Genomic DNA, 12,875 nt, shown 5'->3' with positions numbered 1-12,875 from the left:
TCAAAAAACACCATATCCCCATATGACATTTCCTTAAATATTGTAACATGTCAGTGCAAAATGACAAGTCACCCTCTCTCTCATAAACCCTAAAATCCTAATCATAGCCTTTGTTAAGCCATTTTACGCAATCGATTGCGTAATTTTGAAAGCGCAAACTTAATGTTTTTCTGAAAGTCCTTACAAATTTTTTGAGACTATGAAAAAAGATAGTGATAAAGCTATCAACTATCTTTCATGAAAATATAATCTATTTTTAGTCTAAATCAAGGTCTTTTAGTTTGACCGAAACGATTTTCGAGACACCTGATTCCTGCATGGTTACCCCATAAATAGAGTCTGCCGCAGACATCGTTCCCTTACGGTGGGTAACTACAATAAATTGACTGGACTTGTCAAAACGATTAAGGTAGTCACCGAAGCGTTTAACATTGGCTTCATCCAAAGCCGCTTCTACTTCGTCAAGGATAACAAATGGAATGGTTTTAACACGAATGATGGCAAAGAGAAGGGCAAGAGCTGACAAGGCCTTCTCACCACCAGACATAAGGTTAAGTGATTGAATTTTCTTACCTGGTGGCTGCACAGAAATTTCTACCCCAGCCTCTAGGAGATTGTCTGAGGTCAAAATCAAGTCTGCTGTACCTCCACCAAACATCTGGGTAAAGGTCTGTTTAAAGCTTTCTCGGATAGCCTCAAAGGTTGCTTTAAAGCGTGATTTCACTTCATCATCCATGTCATTTATGGTATTCAGAAGGAGACTCTTAGCTTCGAGCAAATCATCCTTTTGTCCGTTCAAGAAATCAAGACGTTGCTTAACCTCTTCAAATTGGGCAATAGCATCCACATTGACTGGACCCAATGCCTTAATCGAACGCTCAAGACCTTGCAAATTCTGGCGGGTTTGTTCGACATTGTCAAGAGGGCTAGCCTGACTTTTGGCAACTTCAAGTGTCATCTGGTAATCTTCAGCCAACTGAGTCGCAAACTTACGAAGCGATTGACTAATCTGACTTTCACGCTCTTCCAGGCGAGTCTGCTGACGAATCAAATCCTCGTTACGATTACCAGCTTTAGCCAAACGCTCCTCCAAGTCTTCCAACTGACCTTCGTAATCTTGCACCTGAATCTTGGCACGGACAAGAGCTTGTTCCAAATCGTCCTTACGTTGAACAGCTTCTTTATGCTGTGCTTGCAAATGCGGAAGACGGTCAGTTTGGTCATCATTGACCTGATTATTAAGGAGCGCTTTAAGACTATCCGATTCCTTCATTAACTCAGACAAGTCGGCTTGAATACGATTACTCTCTGTCTTAGCAAAACGCAATTCTGCTTGCAAATCACGTTCCTTCAACTGAAGTTCAGATTGCTTGTCTAAGAGAACCTGTTTTTGTTGGCCAAGTGCATCTTTGTCTTCCTTAATAGCTTCAATACGGTCGTTAATGGCCTCACGCTTGGATGCAATTTGTGCTAACTCTGCTTTAAGTTGTTCAGCCTTATCTTGAAGATTTGCTCCATCAGTTCCCTGAGAATCCTGTTTGAAACTATCCACTAGGGTTTGATTTTTCTCCACCTCTGACAAGGCTTGTTGGTGTTCTAGGTCTAGTTTTTGCTCTTGCAGACGAGCATTTTCACCATCTACCTTAAGGTCTTCTAGTTCTTTCTGTAGAGCCTTACGTTTGATCTTGAGGGCTTCAACTTTGGCTTCACTATCACTTAATTGAGCCTTAATCTGGTTAATTTCAGAAGTCAATGCATCCAGTTCAGGCTTGATAAAGAGATTATTATTTTGTTTGTTGGTACCACCAGCAAAGGCACCACCGGGACGGATCTCAGACCCGTCAAGAGTAACCATACGTACTTGGAAACGAACCGCTCGAGCCGCCTTATTAGCATTGTCAATGGTATCAAAGATTGCCGTTACCCCTAGAAGGTTTTGAAAAATATTAGATAAGCGGTCCTCATAGGTAACCAAATCGGAAGCCATACCAATAAAGCCCGGTGCATTGGCTAGACTTTGAGCAAATTGTCCGTTAAGTTGACGTGGTTTGATGGTTGTCAACGGCAAGAAAGTTGCACGCCCCTGACGATTGCGCTTCAAGTAGTCAATCGAACGCTTAGCAGCCGCTTCGTCCTCCACAATAATATTTTGCCCACTAGCCCCCATAGCGATTTCAAGAGCCGTCTGATAGCGCGTATCGAAGGTCAAGTGTTCACTGACAGCGCCAATAATTCCTTGAATAGATTGGGCGTTTTGAAGGACAGCCTTAACCCCTGCATAGAAATTACTATGATTTTTTTGAATAGATTCAAGACTTTGACGACGGGCATCTTTACTCTTAAAGTGATCCATGAGGTCAAACATCTGCTTTTGAGCCTCTTGATAGTCCTTATCAAGAGTCTGATAAGCCTGGGCCTTTTCTTTGTAGCTAGCTAAGAGGCTTTGAAGACTCTCTTTGGCTGCTTGATAAGCTTTTTGGGTTTCGCTGGCCACTTCCTGAGCGGAGAGCAAATCAGCTTGAGCTTGTTTATATTCTTCAGCTTGTGCCTCAAGCGCTTGTGTCTGACTGTCCATGTCGTGAGTGACCTGAGTCAAACTGTTGGAAACCTTAGCTTCCTCCTGCATCAGACCAACATAGTCTTCACGTAAACGTTCGATAAGCGTATCTGGATCATCAGAAAATTGCTCCAGTTCTTTTTGAATAGCAATCAGCTCTTGGGCAAGGCTATCCAACTCCGCATTCAATTCAACTTGGCTTTGATTAATCTTATCGAGTGCTGCCTGAGCTTCCGCTTTCAAATGCTCTAACTCACTGAGACGAGCTTCAGTTTCTTCTTTTTTCTCTGAACGTTGCTGACTCTCCATGGTATAAAGATCAATTTGACGCTCAAAGTCACTAATAAGACGTGTGACATCCACCAAGGTTTGTTGGTCAGAAGAAATTTGTTCTGAAATTTGATGGCGTTTTTGCTTGAGCTCCTGGTTCTCAGTCTCTAGACGATGGCGTTCCTCATAATAGCTAGTTAATTTTTCCTTGACCGCTGCCAAATCCTCTTGGGTCTGGCTCAAGTCAGACCTACCAACTTCAATATCGTGGACCAAAAGATTAAGCTGAGTCTGTCTACGCTCTTCATCTAATTCCAAGTAACGTTTAGCAGTCGCTGCTTGCTTTTCAAGCGGTTTAACCTGACCGTCCAGCTCGTAGATGATATCTTCCAAACGATCAAGATTATCTTGGGTTTGATTAAGCTTGCTTTCTGTTTCTTTCTTACGTGTCTTATATTTGAGAACCCCTGCGGCTTCTTCGAAAATAGCTCGGCGCTCTTCAGGTTTGGCATTAAAAATAGCCTCAACACGACCTTGGGAAATAATGGAAAAAGAATCACGCCCCAGACCGGTATCCATGAAGAGGTCATGAATATCACGCAGACGAACCTTGCGACCATCAATCAAGTAATCATTGTCACCGTTTCGATAAATGTGACGCTCCACACGAATGGTTTCACCAGCACCCGCGATAAAGCCATCACTGTTATCAAGAGTAACTGCCACTTCCGCATAGTTGAGAGCCTTACGAACCTCTGTTCCTGCAAAAATAACGTCAGGCATCTTGCCTCCACGCAAACTCTTGGCAGATGATTCACCCAGTGCCCAGCGTAGACTTTCTGTAATATTTGATTTTCCCGATCCATTTGGACCTACAACGGCTGTTACTCCCTTGTCAAAGACGACTTGCGTCTTGTCCGCAAAGGATTTAAAGCCCTGCATTTCAATTGATTTCAAATACATGCTTAATTTCCTAGTTGTTCAAGGGCAGCCTTAGCCGCTGCCTGTTCAGCTAATTTCTTAGATTTTCCAAGACCTGTGCTGAGCTCCTTACCATCAACAGCTACCTGCATAGTAAATTCTTTGGCATGAGCTGGTCCAGACTCGTCGATAACGGTATAAGTAATATCAACCGTACCATTGACCTGAAGACGCTCTTGCAAAGCTGTTTTATAGTCTGTTACGCGGTCAAAGTTCCCCTTTTCAACCTGAGGAATCATGACCTGATTCAAGAATTTCTCAACTGCAGGCAACCCTTGATCCAAATAAAGGGCACCGAGGAAGGCCTCCCAGAGGTCACCAAGGATAGTGGCACGTTCACGTCCACCAGATTTTTCTTCCCCTTTACCAAGACGGATATACTGCTCGAAACCGCAAGCCTTTGTAAAACCTGCCAAACTCTCTTCACGAACGATAGTACTACGCATCTTAGACATTTCTCCCTCTGGCTTGTTAGGGTAGCGTTTGTAAAGATAAACAGAAATGACTAATTGCAGAGCCGCGTCTCCTAAAAATTCCAAACGTTCATTATGTGAAATGTTTAGGAGGCGGTGCTCATTGGCATATGAGGTATGGGTAAATGCTGTTTCTAAGAGGTCTTTTTGGCTAAAAACAATACCAAAATCCTGCTCAAGTTTTTGTTCAAGTTGATTCATGAAACTTCCTTTCTTTTTAAGCACACTAACTATAATTATATCAAAAAAAGCCAATTTTCATGATAGAAAACTGCTTTTAGAACCTATATCCGCTGAATTTGTGAGATTTAACCTATTCAACTAAAAAAGCTGAGCAAGCTGCTCAACTTCATTTTCTTAATAATCTGGACGAACGACACCTGTAACTGTCTCACGTGTTGCTTCGACATCTTCTTCAAGGACAACCTTGATGATACGTTTGGCTTCTTCTGAAGTACATGCAACCAATGGCAAACGAAGTGGTCCAACTTCGAAACCAAGATGGTTAAGAACAGCCTTAACAGGTGCAGGGCTTGGTACTGAGAAGAGAGCGTTAACTTTAGGAATGAATTTACGTTGGATAGCTGCTGCTGTCTTGAGGTCACTATTTTCAATAGCTTCAAGCATGGCATGCATCTCATCACCGTTTGTATGAGAGGCTACTGAGATGACACCGTTAGCTCCAAGATTCATTGCGTGGAAGGCATCCCCATCTTCACCTGTATAAACCAAGAAATCTTCAGGTTTATGTTCGATAAGGTAGGCCATATTTGCAAGGCTGGTACATTCTTTAACACCGATAATATTTGGATGTTCAGCCAAACGAAGCATGGTATCAGGAGCCATTTCAACAACCACACGACCAGGGATGTTGTAAATGATAATTGGCAAATCAGAAGCATCCGCAATAGCTTTGAAGTGTTGGTACATACCTTCTTGTGATGGCTTGTTGTAGTAAGGCACGATAGCAAGACCAGCTGCAAAACCACCAAATTTGGCAACTTCTTTGGCAAACTCGATAGAGTCGCGTGTATCGTTGGTACCGACACCAGCAATTAATGGCACACGTCCATTAACGATTTTCTGAACAGCCGCAAAGAGTTCCAACTCCTCATCGTGAGTAAGTGTTGGACTTTCAGCTGTTGTCCCCGCCAAAAGAAGAGCTTCTGTATGGTGAGCCAAAAGATGCTCAATCAATTCTGGAAGCGCATCGTAATTGATAGAGCCATCTTCGTGGAAAGGTGTAATAAGGGCTGTGATCAGTTTGACATCTCTTAATTGATCAATTGACATAATATTCTCCTTCAACCGTTTTCTAATCCTTTCCATTTTACCATAATTTTGACCAGACAGACAGATAAGTTAACAATTTTCTGAAAACGGGAGGACTGACTGTTTCAATATGATAGTCAAAACACAAAAAAAACAGAGAGAAGTCTCTCTGCTTTATAGGATTCAACTTGATTTTAGTATTCAAATACAACACTAAATCCTTACTGATTCCTAAATCATAACGCAGTGGTTGATTGGAACTACTCATGCTTGCAACATTCGTACTTCCTAATCAACTGTGCGGGGGGAGTATAAAAGTCCGGTGGACTTTTATAGCCTGAGCCTTAAATTATAAAAGCGAAGGAGAAATCAAACTCTTCGAGTTACTGATTTCTGTTTTGCTCCCTATTTCAATTCAAATTTCAATTCTGAAGTTGGGCGAACCAAACCACGTTCGTGGAGTGTTTCTGCGATTTGGACTGAGTTCCAAGCGGCACCTTTAAGGAGGTTATCTGAAACAACCCACATGTGGATACCTTTTTCAGCATCCAAGTCTTTACGGATACGTCCGACAAATGTATCACGTGAACCTACAGCATTAACGGCTTGTGGGTAGACTTGGTTAGCAACGTCGTCTTCAAGGACTGCACCTGGGAATTCTGCAATAGCAGCTTTCACTTCGTCAATTGGTGCCACTTCTTTTGTTTCAATGTAGACTGACTCTGAGTGAGCTGACAAGACTGGAATACGCACACATGTTGCTGATACAGCAATGCTATCGTCTTCCATGATTTTCTTAGTTTCGTTTGTCATCTTCATTTCTTCGTAAGTGTAGTCATTTTCAGTGAAGACGTCAATTTGAGCCAAGGCGTTGAAGGCGATTGGGAAGTGTTTCTTATCGCCACCACATGGCAAGATTTCAGCTTTAACATCACGTGGGTTAACACCGTCATTCAAAACTTCTTTCAACTCACGTTGTGTTTCAAGGATTGCTCCCATACCAGCACCTGATACGGCTTGGTAAGTTGACACGATGATACGGTCCAAGCCCCATTTTTGACGAACTGGCTCAAGAGCAACCATCATTTGAATCGTTGAACAGTTAGGGCAAGCGATAATACCGTTGTGAGCATCAAGCGCATGTGCATTGACCTCAGGTACAACCAATGGTACATCTGGGTTTTGACGGAAGTATGATGTATTATCAACGACTACTGCACCAGCTTTAACGGCGTATGGTGCATATTTAGCAGAGGTAGATCCACCAGCTGAGAAAAGTGCAATATCTACACCTTCAAATGCGTCTTCAGTCGTTTCTTCGATGGTCACATCTTGTCCTTTAAATTGCAAAACTTTCCCTGCAGAACGTGCAGACGCAAGGTAGCGAATTTTATCGATTGGAAGTGTTGATTCTTCCAACATTTTGATCATTTGAGCACCAACGGCACCTGTAGCACCGACAACAGCAACTGTGTATCCCATAGTAAAACCTCTTTCGGAATTTTCTATCAATTTAGTTTAGTGAATCTATTATACTACGTTTAAGCCCAGTTGAAAAGGGTTAAAACGCCAAGAATAAAGAAAATCCCCTACCAAATGGTAAGGGATAAGAGGCATCTTTCGATGAGAGTAGCAGGTTCACACAACTACTCAAGGTCCGCTCCTGCGTTACAATTTAATGTAGACCTCCTCAGCGCAAAAGGCTCTAAAGAGCCAATCGACTCATCGCATGTTTCTATTCTAGCATAATGAACGCAAGAGTCAAGCTCTTGATTTCTATAAATACTTACTTCCCTCACGAATGCTAAGAGATGCCATTTGACTAGCATGTTGATCAATAAAAGCTCGAACCCAATCAGGATTTACCTTTGAGTAATTGCGCAAACTCCAACCGATAGCCTTGTTAATGAAAAGCTCAGTCTGTCCAAAGTTGTTACAGATAACCTCAGCTAAGAGGTTTGTATCAGTCAATTCTTTACGCATAAGCTGGTGGTCGATGGCAATACGTCTCAACCAAAAATCCTCATCCAGACTCCATTGACGCATGATATTCTTGGTTTCTGGGTAGTGAAAAGTAATCTCCCCGATGATACGGTCCAACTGATCTATACTGTCCCACCATGATTTGGTTTGAGCCAATTCCTTTAGCTTTGAAAAATCTTCAGGTCTAAGCTCCTTCTTCTTTTTATCCAGATAATCCATAGCAATATATTGAAACTCACGGTAAGGTTGCTGCCAACACTCTTCCACAAAAGTCCAATCAATTGGATTTTTTATGAAAGGCTTAAAAAACTCTCTTTCAATCTTTTTGAGAATTGGTTTTTGAACGCCAAGAAAGCTGAATTTATTTTTCATATAAGCTTCCATTGCTGGGACTTTCGTTGAATCAGCTTGGTCTTCTAACAATTTCAAAAGAATGTTTGTATCCATATGATTTCTTCTTTTTTACATCAATGGTCCAATCAGAGAAAAGAGATAGCCACCTAGACGATGTGCTATAGGCATTTTTGACAAACTTTCCAGAGTGACTTCCTCTGAGAGCGCCTGGGTTTTCTCAAAATCTTGTTCTATGTTAAGCACTTCCAGATTTTTATAGAGATAGACCCCATCTTCAAAATTTTGATAGAGACTCCGGTAATCAGTGTTAATGGTACCTACCACAGCTTGTTTGGCGTCAGAAACATAAACTTTAGCATGGACAAAGCCTGGGGTATAACGGAAAATACGGACGCCAGCATCCAAGAGGACTTTAAAATAGGTCGTCGCAATATCAAAGGCATACTGTTTATCTGGAATCCCTGGCATAATGATACGAACATCTACACCTCGTCTGGCCGCAAAGGTCATGGCTCTGACCAATTCATCATCCAAAATCAGATAAGGCGTCATGATATAGACATAATTAGTTGATGTATTCAGAAGATGTAAATAAACATTTTCGGCAACCTTGTGGTAGGTCAGCGGTGAATTGCCATAAGGGAGTACAAAGCCCTGACTCTTTCTTTGTTGAGGTTTTTCTTGTAGATAGTGCTCCATATCCGTTTTATCTTCTATTCCAGTCACTGTCCACATGGTCAAAAAGAGAGCTTTTAGCGTTTGAACTGCTGAACCATCTAAGCGAAGGGCCGTGTCCTTCCAATGGCCAAAGCGTTCTCGTTTATTAACATACTCGTCAGCGATATTAACGCCACCAGTATAAGCAACTTGACCATCAATCACTGTTATTTTTCGGTGGTCTCGATAGTTGTAATAGGTCGATAAAACTGGCTTAATTGGCGAGAAGGTCTGAGCTTTAATACCAACCTTGTGTAACCTCTCGATATAATCGTAGGATAAGGTGGTCATCTCATTCATCCCATCAAACATAACACGAACGTCCAGTCCTGCCTTAGCCTTCTCCTCCAAGATGGCTAATATCTCTCCCCACATGATGCCTTCATCAATGATGAAATACTCCATAAAGATATAACGCTCTGCCTTTTTCAGATCCTCCAACAAGGCCGGAAGCATATCATCTCCAAGTTGGAAATAAGTCACTTTAGTATCTCTATAAATTGGAAAATGAGCAGGACTATGCTCCAGAAAATAAGCCAGTCTTTGCAGTTGCCTATCGCTATGAGGCAGATAGTCCTCAACCTCTGGCTCGGTAGCCAAATAGTCGGAAGTTTGCTGAGTAGCTTCCACAAGACGCTTTTTCAAACGTCTGACACCAAAATCAGCTAGCGAAAAATAGAGCAAGGCGGTCCCAAAAATGGGAAAGAGGGCAATGATGATCAACCAAGAAAGTTTGGAACGGGAGTCCATGGAACGATTGAGCAAATATAAAAAGGTAAAAACACTCAATAAGTGTTCCCATAAGATAATGGATGGGAAATGCTCTTGTAGGCTAATATATGAAAAGACAAGAAAGGCCAATTCTAGTAAGAAAAACAGGAAAATAGGTACCTTACGATTAAGTAGAATTTTAGCCCATTTAGACGGCTTCTGAGGCAATAGCCGGGCACTTATTTCTTGGGACATATAGGCTCCTTTAGTACAAAGAAATTAGCTCACAGTTCAGAGCTTTTTCTACGATTTTTCAATTATTAGTATCATTCTGGCGTGGGCAAATGACACAATCAATTTGTCGACTTTGACTAGACATTTCTAGCCTCCTACCGTATTTTCCTGACAGGACCATCTAAGGTCTTTTGCATCCAGACAATATCATGCCATTGCTCAAACTTGTAGCCCACTTTTGGAAAATGAGCAACTTGGACATAACCACGTTTTTCATGCATAGCAATGCTAGCCTCGTTCGGAACAGCAATACAGGCTAAGAATCGCAAAAAGCCCCGTTGTTCAAGTTCCTCTTCAAGAGCATCATAGAGCTGACTTCCCAGACCTCGACCACGGGCATCTTCATGCAAATAGATGGACAATTCAGTTGTCCAATTATAAGCTGTCCGGGCATAGTAGGTTGAAGCATAGGCATATCCGAGAACTTGTCCATCCTCTTCAGCGACCAGATAAGGGTAAGTTTCAAGGGTTTTATTGATACGATTCTCAAATTCTTGAACACTGGGAACTTCATATTCAAAGGTAATGGCCGTCTTCTCAACATAGGGTGCATAGATGACCTGAATAGCTTGTGCATCAGCCAAGTTGGCTGGACGAATGGTTAACATCATTTTCTCCTTCGACTTCATTATCTTTATTTTATACTATAAAAAAAGAGGGCTCAACCCTCTTCTTACAAAAATTGACATTACATCAATGGCGCCACTAGTTTGGTCAATAAGCCTAAGGCCTTTTGATGGAATGGAAGTTTTTCAACGTCAGTCGTGCTGACTCGGTGACACTGGTCTTTTGTCGCTTGGAAATCTTCCTCAATAGCAAGAACCGAAGAAGTCCTATAGAGATAGGTCGCACACTCAAAATGATGATATAGACTTCGGTAATCTAAATTAATCGTTCCTACAACAGCCCGACTATTATCACTTACAAAGATCTTGGCATGAATAAATCCAGGTGTGTACTCATAGATTTTAACGCCAGAGGCTAGCAGTGTTGGGTAGTAGGTCTTAGCTAGGTAGTAAGCTGATTTTTTATCAGGAATACCAGGCATGATGATACTAACGTCTACCCCACGCTCAGCCGCAAACTTGAGAGCATGGAGTAGTTCACCATCCAAAATAAGATAAGGTGTCATGATATGAACAAAATCACGCGCATGGTTAAGGATGTCAATATAGACATTCTCACCAACTTTATCCTTGTCCAATGGAATATCCCCATAAGGAACAACAAAGCCAGGGGTATCAAACGCCTTATGTTCAACCATATACGGCGTAACATCTAAAGTTTCGTTAGAATAGGTCCACATCTGAAGAAAGAGAACTAAAAAAGTATCAACCGCTGGGCCCTCCAGCATCAAGGCAGTATCTTTCCAATGACCGAAACGCTCAATCTTGTTGATATACTCGTCAGCTAAATTAACCCCGCCTGTGAAAGCAACCTTACCATCAATCAGCAAGATTTTCCTATGGTCACGGTAATTGTAATAGGTTGACAGGAAAGGGGTTACCGATGCAAAAACTCGAGATTGAATGCCAATTTTTTCCAATCGTTTCTTATAGTCAAAACTCAAAGTTGAAAATTCATTCATACCGTCATACAGGACTCGAACTTCCACCCCTTCTTGAACCTTTTGTTTCAAGATTGCTAGGATTTCACCCCACATTTCACCTTCACCAATGATGAAATATTCCAAGAAAATGTACTTCTCTGCTTTAAGGAGCTGTTTCTTCATTTCCTCAAACTTGGCTTCACCACTTGGGAAATAGGTCGTCTTCGTGTGACGATAAACTGGAAAGGAACCGTTCACATTTTCAAGATATTGGACCAAGTTATAGTTGCTGGTGTGACGCTGTTTAAGCTCTTCGAGGGCCTGATTATCTTGTTTCAGAATACCAGAACTGCGGTCAATATTGCTCTGAATAGCACGCTTCATCCCTGTGTAACCTATATCAAGTTTCGTATAAGCCAAGAGCAAGGTTCCGATAATAGGGAAAGGCAAGACTATCAGGAGCCATGTATTTACAGCCGTCGACTCCATATCACTTTGAAAGAGATAAATAATGGCCAGAATACGAAGGACTACTTCTGTAACTTGCAGGTGTATCCTATATTGATGCAACCAGAGGTAAGACATGGCCACAACAACAAGCTGCAGTAAGATGATTAAGAAGATAATCGTAGCACGACTAAAGATTCCACGAAGAAAGCCACGACGACTCTTATCATAAAGACGTTCAATTTTAGCTTCGTTTTTGATAGCATGACTCCTTTCCCTTTTTAATTAATCTTATTATAACCAAATTTGTAAAATTAAGCTAGACAGAAAAAGCCATCTATGTTAGGCTCAGATAAACACCACATTTATCTGAAAGAAACTAACATAAATGACCTATGCTCATCTTACCACAAACGATCTTGTAATGATAGAGGCTTATTATCAAGAAAACATAAAAGTTTTAGATATTGTGACTTCACTTGGCAGATCAAAACAGACAATCTACAATGTCATCAACTATCTGAAAGAGGGGCACTCTGCTTATGATTACTATAACCGATATAAAATCAATAAGAAACGCTGTGGCAGGAATAAAACCAGTCTTACGCAAACAGAAAAAGATTTTATCCAAACTCATTTAGTACAAAATTGGAGCCTTGATGTCATTAAAGGAACTTATCCAGATAGAGTTTCTTGTTCTATGAGAACTCTCTATCGACTAGCAGACCGTGGTATTCTAAAGAAAGAGGATCTCCCTTGGAAAGGCAAAAGAAAACCAAATGGTCATAGCGAAAAACGAGGAAAACAAGTGTTGCTCAGAGATTTACGTGAGAGAGCAGACAGTTATCCTAATTTTAAGACGGAATTCGGTCATCTAGAAGGGGATACAATTGTGGGAGAAAAACACAAAAGTGCAGTCATTACCTTAGTAGAACGCTGCTCAAAAGCCATCATCACACTGAAAACCAATGGACGGAAAGCAAGTGATATTGAGGCCTCCATCAATCAATGATTGTCTCAAGTTTCCAGTCATCTCTTTAAGTCGATAACTTTTGATTGTGGGAAAGAATTTTCTAATTGGAAATCTATTTCGAATGCACATGACATTGATAGTTTCTTTGCGGATCCAGGATGTCCTGGTCAACGAGGTCTCAATGAACATTCTAATGGCTTATTAAGACGAAATGGATTACCGAAACAAATGGATTTTACTAATATTTCTCAAAATTATTTATCAGCTATAGCTGATAAAAGAAATAGAATTCCT

At 41.3% G+C, this 12,875-nt stretch carries 8 protein-coding genes and 1 pseudogene; 1 reads left to right on the top strand and 8 read right to left on the bottom strand.

Annotated elements, in window-relative coordinates; genetic code table 11:
- Positions 1-256: 256 nt before the first annotated feature.
- From smc to cls (HMPREF2877_RS04690), 8 genes are all read right to left on the bottom strand, one after another.
- The gene (smc, locus tag HMPREF2877_RS04725; RefSeq protein WP_045768602.1) at positions 257-3,790 is read right to left on the bottom strand and encodes a chromosome segregation protein SMC; all 3,534 of its coding nucleotides are present in this window, start codon (positions 3,788-3,790) and stop codon (positions 257-259) included.
- A 2-nt stretch (positions 3,791-3,792) separates the two neighbouring features.
- Entirely contained in the window at positions 3,793-4,482 is a 690-nt protein-coding gene (rnc, locus tag HMPREF2877_RS04720; RefSeq protein WP_002885331.1) for a ribonuclease III, read from the bottom strand.
- Positions 4,483-4,638: 156 nt separating this feature from the next.
- Positions 4,639-5,574 (bottom strand): 4-hydroxy-tetrahydrodipicolinate synthase, encoded by a 936-nt coding sequence (gene dapA, locus HMPREF2877_RS04715; protein ID WP_013990425.1) that lies wholly within the window; start codon positions 5,572-5,574, stop codon positions 4,639-4,641.
- 384 nt (positions 5,575-5,958) lie between these two features.
- The gene (locus HMPREF2877_RS04710) at positions 5,959-7,035 is read right to left on the bottom strand and encodes an aspartate-semialdehyde dehydrogenase (protein ID WP_003096845.1); all 1,077 of its coding nucleotides are present in this window, start codon (positions 7,033-7,035) and stop codon (positions 5,959-5,961) included.
- A 294-nt stretch (positions 7,036-7,329) separates the two neighbouring features.
- A complete protein-coding gene (locus HMPREF2877_RS04705) occupies positions 7,330-7,983 on the bottom strand; it encodes a DNA alkylation repair protein (protein WP_045768601.1) in 654 nt (217 codons plus the stop codon).
- A gap of 15 nt (positions 7,984-7,998) precedes the next feature.
- Positions 7,999-9,573 carry a cardiolipin synthase gene (gene cls / locus HMPREF2877_RS04700; RefSeq protein WP_045768600.1) on the bottom strand — a complete coding sequence of 525 codons (1,575 nt, stop codon included), beginning with the start codon at positions 9,571-9,573 and terminating at the stop codon, positions 7,999-8,001.
- Positions 9,574-9,707: 134 nt separating this feature from the next.
- Complete coding sequence (locus HMPREF2877_RS04695) at positions 9,708-10,220, bottom strand: GNAT family N-acetyltransferase (protein WP_037611427.1); 513 nt, start codon at positions 10,218-10,220, stop codon at positions 9,708-9,710.
- Positions 10,221-10,300: 80 nt separating this feature from the next.
- Positions 10,301-11,851 (bottom strand): cardiolipin synthase, encoded by a 1,551-nt coding sequence (cls, locus tag HMPREF2877_RS04690; protein WP_171963489.1) that lies wholly within the window; start codon positions 11,849-11,851, stop codon positions 10,301-10,303.
- Between the two features lie 145 nt (positions 11,852-11,996).
- Here cls (HMPREF2877_RS04690) and HMPREF2877_RS04685 point away from each other — a divergent pair.
- Positions 11,997-12,875: pseudogene (locus HMPREF2877_RS04685) on the top strand (IS30 family transposase); the annotation flags it as partial.

This window comes from Streptococcus sp. HMSC072D03 (genome assembly GCF_001812855.1).
Classification (GTDB): domain Bacteria; phylum Bacillota; class Bacilli; order Lactobacillales; family Streptococcaceae; genus Streptococcus; species Streptococcus salivarius_D.
The sequence above is the reverse complement of the archived record's forward strand: the minus strand, read 5'-3'. Positions and strand labels throughout refer to the sequence as shown.